We start from the raw sequence: 14,904 nt of genomic DNA, 5'->3' as shown, positions 1-14,904 counted from the left end.
TGGTTGGCATCGTCCGCTCGCAGGCGTTGGTGCTTTCCTGTGCGGACTGCCGCTGAACCATGAGCCGACCGCTGCCTGCAACGAGCGTCGGACTCGGACTGCGGCGGGCCCTGCTGGGCCCGCTGCAGGACGCGCCCACCGGCGACTTCGATTTCCTCGAATGCGCGCCGGAGAACTGGATCGGCGTGGGCGGTCGCCTCGGCGACGCGCTCGCGCAGCTGGCGTCCCGTCACCCGCTGTGCTGCCATGGCCTGTCGTTGTCGCTGGGCGGTTGCGCGCCGCTCGATCGCGAATTGTTGGCGCAGGTGCGCGATTTCCTCGACCACTACCGCGTCCCGCTGTACAGCGAGCACCTGAGCTACTGCAGCGACGACGGCCAGTTGTACGACCTGTTACCAATTCCGTTCACCGAAGAAGCCGTGCGCCACGTCGCCGCGCGCATCCAAGAAACACAGGACCTGCTCGGTCGCCGCATCGCCATCGAGAACGCTTCGTACTACGCCGCGCCGCACCAGCGCATGAGCGAGCTGGAGTTCACGTGCGCGGTGTTGGCCGAAGCCGATTGCGACCTGCTGCTGGACGTCAACAACGTCTACGTCAACGCGATCAATCATCGCTACGACGCCAGCGCGTTCATTGCCGGCCTGCCAGGTGATCGCATTGCCTGCCTTCACGTCGCCGGCCATTACGACGAAGCGCCGGACCTCAAGATCGACACCCACGGCGCACCGGTCAAGGATGCGGTGTGGTCGTTGCTGGGCGAAACCTACGCACGTTTCGGCGCGCGTCCGACGGTGCTCGAACGCGATTTCAATTTCCCGCCCTACGCCGAGTTGGTTGCCGAACTGGGCACCGTCCGTTCGATCATGCGCGATCACGCGCGCGCCGACCGCCATGCCCACGCCTGACCGACCCACTGCCGACACACCGATCGCCCAAGCGCCCGCGCGCCTGCGCGAGCAACAGTTCGAGCTGACACGGCACCTGCGCGATCCGCAGTCCATCCCTGCACCGCCCGGCATCGAGGAACGCCGCCTGGCGGTGTATCGCGAGTTGCTGTTCAACAATCTCGCCGGCCTGCTGGCCGGCAGCTTTCCGGTGATCCGCAGGCTGCTCGACGACGGTGCCTGGCGCACGCTGGTGCGCGATTTCTATCGCGAGCACCGCTGTCGCTCGCCGCTGTTCACGCGCATCGCGGGCGAGTTCACCGACTACCTCGCGCAGGTGCCGTTGCACGAGCGCGACCTGCCGGCATTCCTGCCCGAGCTGGCGCATTACGAGTGGGTCGAGCTGGCGCTGCAGATCGACGAGTCGGCGGCGCCCGCGCCTTGGACGCCTGCCGACGAATCGGACCTGGTGGACACGGGCCTGGCGCTGTCGCCACTGGCCTGGCCATTGGCTTACCGGTGGCCCGTGCACAGGATCGGCCCGGACCATCGCCCCGACACGCCACCGGACACGCCCACGTTGCTGCTGGTTCGACGCGAACGCGACGGCAATGTGCGCTTTTCCGAACTGAGCCCGCTGGCATTCCGCCTGCTCCAGCTGCTGGAAGCCGGGCCGGGAGCGACGGGCCGCACGTTGCTGCTGGCGCTGGCCGTCGAGGCTGGCAGCGACGATGCCAGCGCATTCGTCGCGCACGGCGTGCCGCTGCTGCGCCAGATGCAGGCCAGTGGCGTCCTGACGGCTACCTCGAGCGCGGACTGACAGCCGCATTCCGACGACTCGATGACCCGGCGCGACGGCGCGCCAGCCAAGCGCACCGGCGTCAGCAACCCCGCCGACCGCCGACCGAAGGGAGCCGCAACGTCCGGGTTCCGGGTCGGTCTGCTAGGCTTCCGCACCGCACCAACGCCGTACCGAGTCCCGCCATGCCCGCAATGCCCGTCGACGTCCCCTCCGGGATCGCCGCCCCCGCCCCTGCCGCCGAAGCCACCACCACATCGGCGCCCGGCACGCTGGCGTCCCGCTTTCGCGGCTTCCTGCCGGTGGTGGTGGATGTGGAAACCGGCGGCTTCGACTGGAACCGCCATGCCCTGCTCGAGATCGCGGTCGCTCCGCTGGACCTCGACGAGAACGGCCAGCTCGTGGTCGGTGAGATCACCAGCAGCCATGTGATGCCGGCACCCGGCACCGAGATCGACCCGAAGTCGCTGGAGATCACCGGCATCGATGTCGACCACCCGTTCCGCGCGGCACGCAACGAGCGCGCGGCGCTCGATCACGTGTTTGCGCCGGTGCGCGAGGCAGCCAAGCGGCACGGCTGCCAGCGCGCGATCCTGGTCGGTCACAACGCCCACTTCGATCTCAATTTCCTCAACGCCGCCGTCGCGCGTTGCGGCCACAAGCGCAACCCGTTCCATCCGTTCAGCGTGTTCGACACGGTCACCCTGGCCGGTGTCGCCTACGGCCAGACCGTGCTTGCGCGCGCGGTGCAGGCCTCGGGCCTGGAGTGGGACGGCAACCAGGCGCATTCGGCGGTGTACGACACCGAGCGCACCGCGCAGCTGTTCTGCCGGATCGTCAACGCGCTGCCGCGGTTGACGTCGGCCGGTTGATGCCGCCCGGCTGAGGCTCGTCGGGCGACATCGGCGCGACATCGCCGACGCATTCGTCACCGCGGGAGCCGCGGTGACGCGCTCACTTCAAGCGACGTTGACGCCGCTGACCCGCGCCACCGCATCGTGCGGGTGCAGGCTTTCGTAGTGCTCGACCTCTGCCTCGAATCGCTCGATGCGCGGATCGGCGGCGAGCACCGCAGCGACACGGCGCGCAGCGTCCTCGCAGAACATGAGGTTCTCGGCATTGAGGCGGGCGAAGGCCTGCTCGTCGTCGCGCTTGACGGCGGTCTGGACCGGCGTGCCCAGCGCGTGCTCGACCGCATCGATCAATGCCGCCAATGGCAGTTCGTCGAACTGCGGGCGCAACTCGACGCGCATCGAAGCGCGGCTGCGCTGCGCGTGCGGCGTGGCGGCCAGGCCACGCTCCGACGCCAGCCAGTCACTCACCACCGCGGCCGACAACGGCCGGGCGACCGCGAAATCCTCGCTGAAGCGCTCGGCGTTGAGCTGGCGCGACAACGCGGCAGACGCCGGACACGTACTGGAATATTCGACCGAGAACTTCAGCGCCAGGCGCAGGTGACCGCCGCTGAGGTTGGCGTCGATCTCGACCGGATAGCGCTTCCAGCCGGCGTTGCCGCTGGCCAGCGCGGGCCGCAGCAGCAACTGGTCGTAGCGCAGCGCCAGGCGTGCCTGTGAGGAGATGCCGGCCTGCGAATCCACCAGCGACTGCAGCACGCGGCGCAGGCCAGCCGGGGTCACCACTTCGCTGGCAAACGCGTCCTGCAGGCGCAGGTAGAGCCGCGACATGTGGATGCCGCGCGTGTCGGCCGAGGTCAGGTCGACACCGACGTCGACCGAGGCGGCGACCTGGATCGGATCGCCTCCCGGGGAGGCGACGCGCAGTGGCAGGGCGATGTTCGACATCCCGACCCAGTCGAGCGGACGCGCCATGGCGGCGGCGTCGAACGCCACGTCGGGGAGTTCGCGTACGACGGCGGGATGGAGGCTATGCGGGGGATTGGTCACGTCAGCACAGGTGGGGGCGGCGCGTGGGGTTCGCAACGGGGGCCATTCTAGCCGGCCCGCCGGCCGCCCCCTCCCTCGCACCTGCAACAGTCAGTTGCGGGCGGCGCGCCAGGCCTGCCAGAGCGTCGACCAGGCCGGCAGCGGACGGACCGCATCGCCGCGGCGCAGCCGTTCGCGTGCCAGGGCCGCGTGGACTCGTCGCAGCCGGGTCGACGCCCGCTGGCCGGGCCACCGGGCGGTCTGCTCGTTGATCCAGGCGGCGCTCGCGTTGCCCTCGCCGGCCCGCGCCAGCATCGCCAGTGGCACCTGCGTCTCGTCGCCGTGCAGGCCACGCGCCTGCAGCAGGCAGGCCGTGATCACGGCGGCATCGGCCGTAGCGCGAGCCTCCGTGCGATCGGCGTCGCCGTCGGCGGACGCCTCCGCTGGCGACAGCGCCGCGTCGATGCGGGCGATGGCCAGCGCGAACGGCTGCAGCATCGCGGCGGCTTCGTCGAGATCGCGCGGGCGCTCGCGACTGGCGGCCAGCGCCGGCAACGCCGCCGCCAGTGCCGCCCACGGCGCCGGCAGACGCTGCAAGGCGACGCCCAGCGGGTGGCGGCGGGCGCCCCGGGACCAGCCAGCCAGCTCCTCCTGCCACCAGGCCAGCTTGGCCGCGCCCGGGCGCGCATCGCTGCCGCCCCAGGCCGCGTCGCCCAGTTCCTGCTGCAAGGTGGCCCAGGCCAGGGCGGCGGCGCGTTGCCCGACGGGCACAAACACCTCCGCCAGCGGCCATTCCGGCCAGCGCACCCGCCACTTGCCGATGAAATCGGCCAGCGCTTCGCCGCCGTCGTCACGGCTGTCGATGTCCGGCGCGCTCATGGTGTTGCCGGCCAGGCCGCTGCTGCGCACAGCTCGCCGGCGTCCTCGATCAGCACGTCGCCGTTCCAGGCCAGCGGATCGTCCTCGGCCAGGCGGTAGCCCCACAGCGCGACCACCGACGGCATGCCGGCGGCGCGCGCGGCGATGATGTCGCGCTCGTCGTCGCCGACGTACACGCAGTCTTCCGGCGCCACGTCGATGCGCTGCGCGGCAACCAGCAGCGGCAACGGATCGGGCTTGCGTGCCGCCAGGGTGTCGCCGCCGATCAGCACCGCACAGCGGTGTTGCCAACCCAGCAGCGGGATCAGCTGCACCGCGAGGTACTCGGGCTTGTTGGTGACGATGCCCCAGACGCAGCCCTGCGCCTCGAGCGCGGCGAGCATGGCTTCGACACCGGCAAACGGCGCACCGTGCCGGCCCAGCTCGCGTTGGTAGAGCGCGAGAAACTCGGGGATCCAGCCATCGCGCTGTTGCGCGTCGACATCGTCGAACGCCGCACCCACCATCGCCCGCGCGCCCTTGGACACGTGCGGACGCAGGTCGGCCAGGGCCATGTCGGGCCGGCCGCGCGCGGCGCGCATGGCGTTGACGGCGGCGAGCATGTCCGGCGCGCTGTCGAGCAGCGTGCCATCGAGGTCGAACAGCACGGCTTTGGGGAATCGGGTGGGCATGGGACTCGGGGTTCGGGGGTCGGGGGTCGGGGGTCGGGGGTCGGGGGTCGGGGGTCGGGGTGCGGGGTGCGGGGTGCGGGGTGCGGGGTGCGGGGTTCGAGGTTCGGGGTTCAGGGTTCAGGGTTCAGGGGCTTGATCTTGATCAGCTCGGTAGGAGGAGTGGTCTCAGATCCCATTGCACTGAACCGCCTCGCCGACCCGAATCACGATGTCGGCCACAGACCACAGGCGCCACAGGTCCCGAGTCCCGAGTCCCGAGTCCCGAGAGTCCCGAGCCCCGAGCCCCGAGTCCCGAGAGTCCCGAATCCTCACGTCACTCCCCGCCTGGCTTCACCGCGCAGGCCAGGTAGTTCACGTCGGTGCGCGAGATCACCTTGGCCGAGTTGTTCCACGGTTCGTACATCAGTCCGCTGACGTCCTCGAGTCGCAGGTCGGCCTCGCGCAGCCAGGCGGCCAGTTCGGACGGCTTGATGAAATCGCGATAGGTGTGGGTGCCCTTGGGCAGCAGCCCCGCGACGTACTCGGCGCCGACGATGGCCAACGCGAATGCCGCCGGTGTGCGGTTGAGCGTCGACAGGAACAGACGCCCGCCAGGCTTCAACAGCGTTGCGCAGGCGGCGATGATCGCGCCCGGGTCGGGCACGTGCTCGAGCATCTCCATGCAGGTGATCGCATCGAAACTGCCGGGCAGCTCCGCCGCCAGCGACTCCACCGACTGCAGGCGGTAGTCGACCTCCACGCCGGTTTCCAGCCGGTGCAGCTTGGCCACCTTGACCAGTTCCGGCGCCAGGTCGAGCGCGGTGACCTGCGCGCCTTCGACGGCCAGCGCTTCGCTGAGCAGACCGGCGCCGCAGCCGACGTCGAGCACGCGCGCACCGCGCAACGTGGTGCGCTGGGCCACATAACCCAGGCGCGCCGGGTTCAGCGCGTGCAGTGCCTTCTGCGGGCCTTCCGGGTCCCACCAGCGGTTGGCCAGTGCGCCGAACTTGTCGAGCTCGGCCTGGCTGAAGTTGTCGTTGGGCGCGGCGGAAGGGTCGGTCATGGCGGCACATCCAGGAAAGCATCGTTACGGCTGGCCCGCCTCATCGGACGCGGGCCGGGAGGGCCGGACTTCGGGCGCGATTCACCCAGTGACGCCGAGCCCAGGAAACGGAAACGAAATGGCGGAAGTTGCGAGGTGCAGATCATGAGATCCGGATACCGGCGATCCGGCTGCGCCATTGGCGCGCGTTGGCCACCAGCGCCTCGACATCCAGGTCGACCAGCACGCGCTGGCGCAGCTTCGCACGCCCTGCGATCCACACATCGCTGATCTGGTGCCGGCCGGTGGCGTAGACCAGTTGCGAGATCACGTGGTGCAGCGGCTGGGTTTCCAGTTGACCCAGGTCGACGCAGGCCAGGTCGGCCATCTTGCCCGGCTCGATCGAGCCGATCCGGTCGTCGAAGCCCAGCGCCTTTGCGCCACCCAGCGTGGCCGCATGCAGCGCGCTGGCGGCGTCGAGCGCGGACGCGTCGCCGGACACGGCCTTGGCCAGCAGGGCCGCGGTGCGCATCTCGCCGAACATGTCCAGGTCGTTGTTGCTGGCGCAGCCGTCGGTGCCGATGGCGACGTTGACGCCGCCGCGCTGCAGATTTCCGACCGGGCAGAAACCCGAGGCCAGCTTGAGGTTGGATTCCGGGCAATGCACCACGCTGACGCCACGCTGCGCGCACAGTGCGATCTCGGCGGAGTTCAGCTGGGTCATGTGCACGGCGATCAGGCGATCGTTGACCAGGCCCAGGCGGTCCAGCCGCGCGAGCGGGCGCTGGCCATGCGTGGCCTGAGATTCGTCGCACTCGTGGGCCGTCTCGTGCACATGGCAGTGCACGGGGATGTCGAGCTGGTCGGACAGCATGCGGATGCGTTCGAAGCTCGTATCCGACACCGTGTACGGCGCGTGCGGGGCAAACGCCGTCGCCACCAGCGGGTCATCGCGCCACTGGTCCCAGACTTCGCCTGCCTTGTCGAAGTACTCGTCGTCGGACTTCGCCCAGGCGGTGGGGAAATCGATCACCGGCAGGCCAACGCGCGCACGGAAGCCATGGCGCTTGTAGACGGCGGCCTGCACGTCGGGGAAGAAGTAGTTCTCGTTGGCGCAGGTGGTGCCGCCGCGCAGCATCTCGGCGATTGCCAGGGTGATGCCGTCGGCGACGAACTCCGGCCCGATCACCGCACCCTCGATCGGCCAGATGTGGCCCTGCAGCCATTCCATCAGCGGCAGATCGTCGGCGATGCCGCGCAGCAGCGTCATCGGGTTGTGCGTGTGGGCGTTGACCAGGCCCGGGATCAGCGCCGCATCCGGGCGCGAGACGGTCTCGCCGGCGACGTAGCGTCGACGGGCCTCGGCGGTGGGCAGCACGGCGACGATGGCGCCGGCCGTGACGACAACGGCGTGGTCCTCGAGGGCCACGCCGTGCGGGATGACCGGCACGACCCAGCCGGCTTCGATCAACAGGTCGCAGGGCTGGGGTGCGTGTTCGGTCGTCATGCGTTTCCTTTGTCGTGGTCCCGGGATGGCCGGGCGTCCCTGTCGAGGGCGGGCATGCACCTGGCGAGATGCCACGCCGCACCATCGCGTCCTGCGATCGTGTTCCGCGATCGGCCGCCATCGCGCCGGGCACGACGGCGGTCGTTCCGCGCGCCGGAGCGCGCGGGGTCGGCGGTCTTACTTGACGCGGCTGACGTACTCACCCGAGCGGGTGTCGACCTTGACGGTCTCGTCCTGGCTGACGAACAGCGGCACGCGCACCACCGCGCCAGTCTCGAGCGTGGCCGGCTTGCCGCCGCCACCCGAGGTGTCGCCGCGAACGCCCGGGTCGGTCTCGACGATCTTCAGCTCAACGAAGTTCGGCGGCTGGACCATGATCGGCACGCCGTTCCACAGCGTCACCACGCACTCTTCCTCGCCCTTGAGCCACTTTTCGGCGCCGCCCATGCCGGCCTTGTCGGACTGGACCTGCTCGAAGCTCTCCGGGTTCATGAAGTGCCAGTACTCGCCATCGGCGTACAGGAACTGCATGTCGGTGTCGACGACGTCCGCGGCCTCGACGTCGTCGGTGGCCTTCATGGTCATTTCGACCACGCGGCCGGACTTGATGCTGCGGTACTTCACGCGGGTGAAGGCCTGGCCCTTGCCCGGCTTGACGTACTCGGTCTCGGTGATGATGCACGGGTCGCGGTTGACCAGGATCTTCATCCCGTTCTTGACGTCGTTCATGCCATAGGTGGCCATGCTGGAACTCCTGCGGAAATGTGAGGGGGTTGGAGCAGTCCGTCGGAACGGCTGTCTCCGGGCCGCCTGGATCGGCGGGCGCTAGAATGCCGGGCTGCGCGGCCGCCAAAGGCCGCACCAGCGCAAAAAACGGACCCGCATGATACCCGCAGCCCCGGCCTCCTTGCAGCCGCCCTCCGCCATCGCCCCGATGCCGACTCCGCGCTGGCAACAGCTGTGGCGCGACGCGGTGCGCGATCCACGCGAACTGCTGGCGATGCTCGGCCTGGAATCGGCCGCCCTGGCGATCTCCGACGAGGCGGCCGCGCAGTTCCCACTGCGGGTACCGCGCGGCTTCGTGGCACGCATGCGCCACGGCGACCCGAACGACCCGTTGCTGCGCCAGGTGCTGCCGCTGGATGCCGAGATGCACCCGATGCCGGGCTTCAGCCTGGACGCGGTAGGCGACGGGGCCGCCAAGGCCGGCGACGGCGTGATCCGCAAGTACCGCGGCCGGGCCCTGCTGGTCAGCACGGGCAGCTGCGCGATCCATTGCCGCTATTGCTTCCGCCGGCACTTCCCGTATGCCGAGGAGACCGCGGCCGCGGCCGGGTGGCGCAACGCGGTCGAGTTGATCCGCGCCGACGCGTCGATCGACGAGGTGATCCTGTCGGGCGGCGACCCCTGGTCGCTGTCGACGTCGAAGCTTGCCGAACTGACCGATGCGCTGGCCACGATCGGCCACCTCAAGCGCCTGCGCATCCACACCCGCCTGCCAGTGGTGCTGCCCGAACGCGTCGATGCCGCCCTGCTGGAGTGGCTGTCGGCATTGCCCTGGCCGGTGACGGTGGTCCTGCACGCCAACCACGCCCGCGAGTTCGACGCCCAGGTGGACGCCGCCCTGGCGAGCCTGCGCGGCACCGGGGTGATGCTGCTCAACCAGGCCGTGCTGCTGCGCGGGGTCAACGACTCGGTGGAGGCACTGGCCGAGCTCAGCGAACGCGGCCACGCCGCCGGCGTGCTGCCCTACTACCTGCACCAGCTCGACCGGGTCCAGGGCTCGGCACACTTCGAGATCGGCGACGACCGCGCGCGCAGTCTGCATGCTGCATTGGCCGCGCGGCTTTCGGGCTACCTTGTGCCAAAGTTGGTGCGCGAGGTCGCAGGGGACACCGGCAAGCGCCCGCTGTAGCACGTCGACAGCCGCCCCGGCGCGGCCATCAGCGACGCCCTGGGTCACGAAACGCCGCGTTGCGCATGGACGGCAGACGCTGCTTCGTGTCATAACGCCGGGCCTAAGGAGGTGGCTATGCAATTCGGTAAAGACGCCGCACTGCGCCTGCTGATCGTCGACGACAGTGTCGAAGCCGCCGAGGCGATCGTCAGCGGACTGCGCAACGGTGGCATCGCGGCCCGGCCCAGCCGGCCCGAAAACGAGGCCCAGTTCGACGAGTTGCTTGGCAGCCAGCCGCCAGACATGGTGGTGGCCGCGCGCGATGCGCGCAGCGTGCCGCTGGCCACGGTGATGCGGCTGGTCGACGCCAGCGGCAAGGACCTGCCGGTTCTGGTCGTACAGGACACCATCGACGACGCCAGCGTGCTCGAAGCGGCCCAGATGGGCGTGCGCGCGATCGCCTTGCGCGGTCGCATCGAACACGTGCAGAGCGTGGTTCGCGCCGAATGGGCCGACCTGGAGGCACGCCGCTCGCAACGCAAACTGGCCGCCCAGGTCCGCGAGACCGAGCGCCGCTGCGACTCGCTGATCGAGTCCTCGCGCGACCCCATCGCCTACGTCCACGAAGGCATGCATATCCGCGCCAACTCGGCGTACCTGGAAATCTTCGGATACGAGTCGTTCGACGAGATCGAGGGCATGTCGCTGCTCGACATGGTCGCGCCGCACGACGTCGAAGGTTTCAAGCACCTGCTCAAGCAGTTGTCCAAGGGCGAGGCACCCCCGCCACGCCACGAACTGACCGCCCGCACGCTGGACGGAACCGACTTCCCCGCGGTCATGGAATTCACCGCCGCCACCTACGAGGGCGAGTCGTGCCAGCAGGTGGTGATCCGCCGTCACGAACCCGAGTTCGACCCCGAGCTCGCGCGAGAAGTCGAGGAACTGCGCCAGCGCGACCAGGCCACCGGCCTGCTCAACCGCGCAACGTTCCTGCGCGCGCTCGAGGACGTCATCGCCGACGCCGCCCAGAACGCCAGCAGCCATAGCCTGCTGCTGGTCGAGCCCGACCACTACACGCAATTGCTGCAGGACATCGGCCTGGACGCCGCCGACCAGCTGATCGGTGCCTGCGCCGCCCGCCTGCGCAGCGCGCTGGGTCCGGACGACATCGCCGCGCGCTTCGGCGAGCATCAGTTCGCCGTGCTCCGTCGCAACACCGAGCACCGTGGCACGCTCGAGCTGGCCGAAGCCGTGCGCAAGGCATTCGCTGAAAACCTGCTCGAGGCCGGGAGCCGCTCGCTCAACGCCACCACCAGCATCGGCGGCGTGCAGATCGGCCAGCGCATCGCCAGCGTCACAGCGGTGCTGGGCAAGGCCAGCCAGGGCGTGCAGTCCACGATCGGCGTGGGCGGCAACCGTATCGAGCTGTTCGACCCGGGCGCGGTCGATCGCGCCGAACAGGAGCGCATCGAAGCCTGGGTCGCGCGCATCCGCGATGCGATCGACAACGACCAGTTCCTGATGCACTACCAACCGGTGATCAGCCTGCACGGCGAGCCGGAAGAGAAGTACGACGCCTACCTGCGCATGCGCGGTGAGCACGGCGACCTGGTGCAGCCGTTGACGTTCCTGCCGATTGCCGAGGAGCACGGGCTGCTCTGGGAGATCGACCGCTGGGTAGTCGGACGCGCCATCGCGGTGATCGGCGAGCGCCTCAAGCTCGGCCGGCGTACCACCCTGATGGTGCGCATCACCGAGGCATCGCTCCAGGACGACAGCCTGGTCGTGCTGATCCGCGAACAGCTGACCAAGCACGGCGCCGAAGGCAACCTGCTGGTGCTGCAATTGTCCGAGTCCAAGGTGTTCACCAACCTCGGCGCGGCGCAGACGTTCCTGTCGCAGGTGTCGGCGCTGGGCGTGCAGGTCGGCCTGGAGCAGTTCGGCAGCGGCCTCAATTCGTTCCAGCTGCTGAGCCATTTCGACGCGTCGCTGCTGAAGCTGGACCGGGCATTCATGGAGGAGCTGGCCGGCAGCGCCGAACACCAGCAGCGCGTGCGCGCCATCGCCGACAAGGCCCACGAACTGGGCAAGCAGACGATCGCCGAATTCGTGCAGGACGCGGCCAGCATGACCCACCTGTTCGCCGCGGGCGTCGACTACGCCCAGGGCCACTTCCTGGCAGCGGCCGGCCCGGAAATGGACTACGAGTTCCAGTAAAGCCCTTGGCGGTGCCCACCCGGCACCGCCGTTGCACCGGCGGGGCCGGAGTTGAACTGGCGGGTGTGGGCGAAACAGCGACTGGGGCAAGCGAAGCGAACCCCGGCATCGCGAAGCCCCCACAACCGCGGAACCAGCGCGCAGCGGGCGCCTAAAGTGCCCGTCGCAAATCACCGCAACGCGTCGTTGGGTGTTTGCGTCGGCCGACGCCGCCTGTCACCCCGCGTCATTGGGTTTTCGCTGCGGCCGACGCCGCCATCGTCACACGCCGTGGGCTCCGTCTCGCTCAGCTCAGCTCACGCGTCACCCCACCCATGCGTTGCGCATGGGCGGGGGAAGCACAGGGCGTCCTGGCGGGAGCCCTCGCCTCGTCAGCGCCTCAGCGGCTGACCACGCGACCCTGCGCCGACTGCATCGGCGAGACGTTGCGCAACGCTTCGATGCGCTGCTCCAGCGGCGGGTGGCTCATCAGCAGCTTGCTCAGGCCGTGGCCGACGGCGCCGCTGATGCCGAATGCCGCCACCTGCTTGGGCAGCGTGCTGGCGCCGTAGGTCTGCGACAGGCGCTGCAGCGCGGCAATCATCTTGTCGCGACCGGCCAGGCTGGCTCCGCCCGCATCGGCGCGGAACTCGCGGTAACGCGAGAACCACATCGCAATCATGCTGGCGAACAGGCCGAATACCATGTCCAGCACGAACACGATCACGTAGTAGCCGATTCCGGGGCCGCCTTCGCGGTTGCCGCTGATGTAGCTGTCGATGACCCGTCCGACCACGCGCGCCAAGACGATCACGAAGGTGTTCAGCACGCCCTGGATCAGCGCCATGGTCACCATATCGCCGTTGGCGACGTGGCTGACCTCGTGCGCCAGCACCGCTTCGGCCTCCTCGCGGCTCATCGCGCGCAGCAGGCCCGTGGAGACGGCGACCAGCGAGTTGTTGCGGCTGGGACCGGTGGCGAAGGCGTTGATCTCGGGCGCGTCGTAGATCGCGACCTCGGGCATCTTGATGCCGGCGGCCTCCGCCTGGCGACGCACGGTGGTGACCAGCCACTGTTCGGACTCGTTGCGCGGCTGTTCGATCACGTACGCGCCCGTGCCGCGCTTGGCCATCCACTTGGACAGCATCAGCGAGATCATCGATCCGCCAAAACCGAACATCGTGGCCATCAGCAGCAATGCGCCGTTGTTGCCCAGCTGGATGCCGAAGACGTTCTGCAACACCGCCATGACGATGCTGAGCAATGCCAGCACGGCCAGGTTGGTGGCAAGGAAAAGTGCGATTCGCTTGAACATGGGGCCTCTGCTTTCCGGACCGGAGGGTTGCCGGGGTTTCTGCCTAGATTGGGTAGACTCGCCGCCACTTCAAGCCCACCCGGAATCCCCTCACGCATGGACCTGCACCGTACCGGCCTCGCCCTGGCCCAGCACGCGGTCTCGCCGCTGGCCGGCGCGCGCTACCTCCTGCGCGGTTATCGGATGCTGTTCAACCCCGGCATCCGCCGCTTCGTGGCGTGGCCGCTGCTGGCCAACCTGGTGCTGCTGACGCTGGCGTTCGCCGGCGCGCTGTGGGGCATGGACTGGCTGCTCGACCGCTGGATCAGCGAATCGTGGAGCTGGGTGAACTGGATCCTCAAGCCGCTGCTGGGGTTGCTGCTACTGGCGGTCACGGTGCTGTCGTTCGGCCTGGTCGGGCAATTGCTGCTGGCGCCGTTCTACGGCCTGCTGGCGCGACGGGTGGAAATGCGCCTGCGCGGCGGCAGCCAGGAGGTGGAGATCCCGCTGATGGTCGAGCTGCGCCAGTCGCTGCGCCTGCAGCTGCGCATCCTGGGCTATGTCGCGGTGCGCCTGTTGCTGGTGCTGGTGGTCAGCCTGATCCCGGGACTTGGCCTGCTGGCCGCGCCGATCAACCTCTTGTTCGCCGGCTGGCTGCTGGCGATCGAAACCGCCGGCAACCCGCTGGGCAACTGGGGCTGGGCGCCGCAACGGCAGCTGGCATTCCTGCGCCGCCATCGCAGTGCGGCGATCGGCTTCGGCGTGTGCGTGGTCGCCGCGAGCCTGGTGCCGGTGCTGAACTTCGCGGCGATGCCCGCGGCGGTGTGCGGCATGACCGCGTTCTGCCTCGACCACGCCGGCCCGGAAGACTGACGTCACGCGCATGGCCTCGACACACCCGCACGATGCCGCGTCGGCGCCCGACGGCTACCGCGGTCGCTTCGCACCCTCGCCCACCGGTCCGCTGCACATGGGCTCGCTGGTGGCCGCGTTGGGTAGCTGGCTGCTGGCCCGTCATGCCGGTGGTGCGTGGTTGCTGCGGATCGAGGACATCGACCCACCGCGCGAGGTCGCCGGCGCGGCGGACGCGCAACTGGCGGCATTGGCTGCCTTCGGCCTGCACGGCGACGGACCGGTGATGCGGCAGAGCCAGCGCGACGTGCCGTACCAGGAGGCGCTCGATGCCCTGCTCGCCACGGGTGCGGCGTTTGCGTGCCATTGCAGTCGCAGCGACCTGGCATCCAGCGGCGGCATCCACCGTCTTTGCGTCGCCCGCGCGCCGCGCAGCGGCCAGGTGCAACCGGCGATACGCCTGCGGGTTGCCGATGGCGCGGTGGTGCGTTTCGACGATCTCATCCAGGGGCCGCAGCAGCAGGATGTCGCCGGCGTGGTTGGCGACTTCGTGTTGCGCCGCGCCGATGGCTACTGGGCCTATCAGCTGGCCGTGGTGGTCGACGATGCCGCGCAGCGCATCACCGACGTCGTGCGCGGAGCCGACCTGCTCGGCTCGACCGCCCGCCAGATCCTGCTGCAACGCGCGCTCGGCCTGCCGACGCCGCGCTACGCCCACCTGCCGCTGGTGCTCGACGCACACGGACGAAAGCTGTCCAAATCCGATGCGGCGCAACCGGTCGATCCCGACCAGCCCGTGGCAGCGTTGCGCACGGCCTGGCAGTTGATCGGCCAGGACGCGTCCGCGCTGGCGGAGGCAGGCGATGCCGACGCCCTGCTGGCCTGTGCACTGGCCGCGTTCAAGCCGCAGGCGATACCGCCCGGACAGCCGCCGGCCGACATTGCAGCGCAGCGTAGAACTTTCATGATTGGCGACTAGAATCCATGGCGGACCGCACCTTGCGGTCGACATGGA

14 protein-coding genes are annotated in these 14,904 nt (G+C 69.4%); 7 read left to right on the top strand and 7 right to left on the bottom strand.

Going from position 1 to position 14,904, the window contains the following annotated elements:
* The first annotated feature begins 59 nt into the window (after positions 1-59).
* The 3 genes from EER27_RS04465 to rnt all read left to right on the top strand — a co-directional run bounded on the left by EER27_RS04465 (position 60) and on the right by rnt (position 2,558).
* A complete protein-coding gene (locus tag EER27_RS04465) occupies positions 60-908 on the top strand; it encodes an HvfB family MNIO-type RiPP peptide maturase (protein ID WP_123086836.1) in 849 nt (282 codons plus the stop codon).
* Positions 895-1,707 (top strand): HvfC family RiPP maturation protein, encoded by an 813-nt coding sequence (locus EER27_RS04460; protein WP_123086835.1) that lies wholly within the window; start codon positions 895-897, stop codon positions 1,705-1,707. The genes EER27_RS04465 and EER27_RS04460 overlap by 14 nt, the downstream gene beginning before the upstream one ends.
* Before the next feature lie 164 nt (positions 1,708-1,871).
* Positions 1,872-2,558 (top strand): ribonuclease T, encoded by a 687-nt coding sequence (gene rnt, locus EER27_RS04455; RefSeq protein WP_425480814.1) that lies wholly within the window; start codon positions 1,872-1,874, stop codon positions 2,556-2,558.
* 87 nt (positions 2,559-2,645) lie between these two features.
* On the opposite strand, the gene folE2 is transcribed toward rnt, so the two are convergent.
* From folE2 to efp, 6 genes are all read right to left on the bottom strand, one after another.
* Positions 2,646-3,590, bottom strand: coding sequence for a GTP cyclohydrolase FolE2 (gene folE2, locus EER27_RS04450; RefSeq protein ID WP_223807170.1), 945 nt, complete (start codon positions 3,588-3,590; stop codon positions 2,646-2,648).
* Between the two features lie 90 nt (positions 3,591-3,680).
* On the bottom strand, positions 3,681-4,448 hold the full coding sequence (locus EER27_RS04445; protein WP_148040931.1) for an isoprenoid biosynthesis enzyme family protein: 768 nt from the start codon (positions 4,446-4,448) through the stop codon (positions 3,681-3,683).
* Positions 4,445-5,119 carry a phosphoglycolate phosphatase gene (locus EER27_RS04440; protein WP_123086832.1) on the bottom strand — a complete coding sequence of 225 codons (675 nt, stop codon included), beginning with the start codon at positions 5,117-5,119 and terminating at the stop codon, positions 4,445-4,447. The genes EER27_RS04445 and EER27_RS04440 overlap by 4 nt, the downstream gene beginning before the upstream one ends.
* A gap of 313 nt (positions 5,120-5,432) precedes the next feature.
* Complete coding sequence (ubiG, locus tag EER27_RS04430; RefSeq protein WP_123086830.1) at positions 5,433-6,161, bottom strand: bifunctional 2-polyprenyl-6-hydroxyphenol methylase/3-demethylubiquinol 3-O-methyltransferase UbiG; 729 nt, start codon at positions 6,159-6,161, stop codon at positions 5,433-5,435.
* A gap of 142 nt (positions 6,162-6,303) precedes the next feature.
* Positions 6,304-7,647, bottom strand: coding sequence for a TRZ/ATZ family hydrolase (locus tag EER27_RS04425; protein ID WP_123086829.1), 1,344 nt, complete (start codon positions 7,645-7,647; stop codon positions 6,304-6,306).
* Positions 7,648-7,824: 177 nt separating this feature from the next.
* Positions 7,825-8,391 (bottom strand): elongation factor P, encoded by a 567-nt coding sequence (efp, locus tag EER27_RS04420; RefSeq protein ID WP_123086828.1) that lies wholly within the window; start codon positions 8,389-8,391, stop codon positions 7,825-7,827.
* Between the two features lie 139 nt (positions 8,392-8,530).
* Here efp and epmB point away from each other — a divergent pair, with 139 nt between their 5' ends.
* Both epmB and EER27_RS04410 read left to right on the top strand, forming a co-directional pair.
* Positions 8,531-9,562 carry an EF-P beta-lysylation protein EpmB gene (gene epmB, locus EER27_RS04415; protein WP_123086827.1) on the top strand — a complete coding sequence of 344 codons (1,032 nt, stop codon included), beginning with the start codon at positions 8,531-8,533 and terminating at the stop codon, positions 9,560-9,562.
* A gap of 117 nt (positions 9,563-9,679) precedes the next feature.
* The gene (locus EER27_RS04410) at positions 9,680-11,764 is read left to right on the top strand and encodes an EAL domain-containing response regulator (protein ID WP_123086826.1); all 2,085 of its coding nucleotides are present in this window, start codon (positions 9,680-9,682) and stop codon (positions 11,762-11,764) included.
* Between the two features lie 379 nt (positions 11,765-12,143).
* On the opposite strand, the gene htpX is transcribed toward EER27_RS04410, so the two are convergent.
* Positions 12,144-13,058 (bottom strand): protease HtpX, encoded by a 915-nt coding sequence (gene htpX / locus EER27_RS04405; RefSeq protein ID WP_123086825.1) that lies wholly within the window; start codon positions 13,056-13,058, stop codon positions 12,144-12,146.
* Between the two features lie 96 nt (positions 13,059-13,154).
* Here htpX and cysZ point away from each other — a divergent pair, with 96 nt between their 5' ends.
* The gene (gene cysZ, locus EER27_RS04400; RefSeq protein ID WP_123086824.1) at positions 13,155-13,910 is read left to right on the top strand and encodes a sulfate transporter CysZ; all 756 of its coding nucleotides are present in this window, start codon (positions 13,155-13,157) and stop codon (positions 13,908-13,910) included.
* Positions 13,911-13,920: 10 nt separating this feature from the next.
* A complete protein-coding gene (gene gluQRS, locus EER27_RS04395) occupies positions 13,921-14,868 on the top strand; it encodes a tRNA glutamyl-Q(34) synthetase GluQRS (protein WP_123086823.1) in 948 nt (315 codons plus the stop codon).
* Positions 14,869-14,904 lie beyond the last annotated feature (36 nt).

This window comes from Montanilutibacter psychrotolerans, from assembly GCF_003719825.1.
GTDB classification, from domain to species: Bacteria; Pseudomonadota; Gammaproteobacteria; order Xanthomonadales; family Xanthomonadaceae; genus Montanilutibacter; species Montanilutibacter psychrotolerans.
Note: the sequence above shows the minus strand (reverse complement) of the source record. Positions and strands in the feature narration are given on the sequence as shown.

Coding starts and splice junctions, on each gene's coding strand:
- cysZ (WP_123086824.1), top strand. CDS start 13,155: ATGGACCTGCACCGTACCGGCCTCGCCCTGGCCCAGCACGCGGTCTCG.
- epmB (WP_123086827.1), top strand. CDS start 8,531: ATGATACCCGCAGCCCCGGCCTCCTTGCAGCCGCCCTCCGCCATCGCC.
- ubiG (WP_123086830.1), bottom strand. CDS start 6,161: ATGACCGACCCTTCCGCCGCGCCCAACGACAACTTCAGCCAGGCCGAG.
- rnt (WP_425480814.1), top strand. CDS start 1,872: ATGCCCGCAATGCCCGTCGACGTCCCCTCCGGGATCGCCGCCCCCGCC.
- htpX (WP_123086825.1), bottom strand. CDS start 13,058: ATGTTCAAGCGAATCGCACTTTTCCTTGCCACCAACCTGGCCGTGCTG.
- EER27_RS04425 (WP_123086829.1), bottom strand. CDS start 7,647: ATGACGACCGAACACGCACCCCAGCCCTGCGACCTGTTGATCGAAGCC.
- EER27_RS04440 (WP_123086832.1), bottom strand. CDS start 5,119: ATGCCCACCCGATTCCCCAAAGCCGTGCTGTTCGACCTCGATGGCACG.
- EER27_RS04460 (WP_123086835.1), top strand. CDS start 895: ATGCCCACGCCTGACCGACCCACTGCCGACACACCGATCGCCCAAGCG.
- gluQRS (WP_123086823.1), top strand. CDS start 13,921: ATGGCCTCGACACACCCGCACGATGCCGCGTCGGCGCCCGACGGCTAC.
- efp (WP_123086828.1), bottom strand. CDS start 8,391: ATGGCCACCTATGGCATGAACGACGTCAAGAACGGGATGAAGATCCTG.
- EER27_RS04465 (WP_123086836.1), top strand. CDS start 60: ATGAGCCGACCGCTGCCTGCAACGAGCGTCGGACTCGGACTGCGGCGG.
- EER27_RS04410 (WP_123086826.1), top strand. CDS start 9,680: ATGCAATTCGGTAAAGACGCCGCACTGCGCCTGCTGATCGTCGACGAC.
- EER27_RS04445 (WP_148040931.1), bottom strand. CDS start 4,448: ATGAGCGCGCCGGACATCGACAGCCGTGACGACGGCGGCGAAGCGCTG.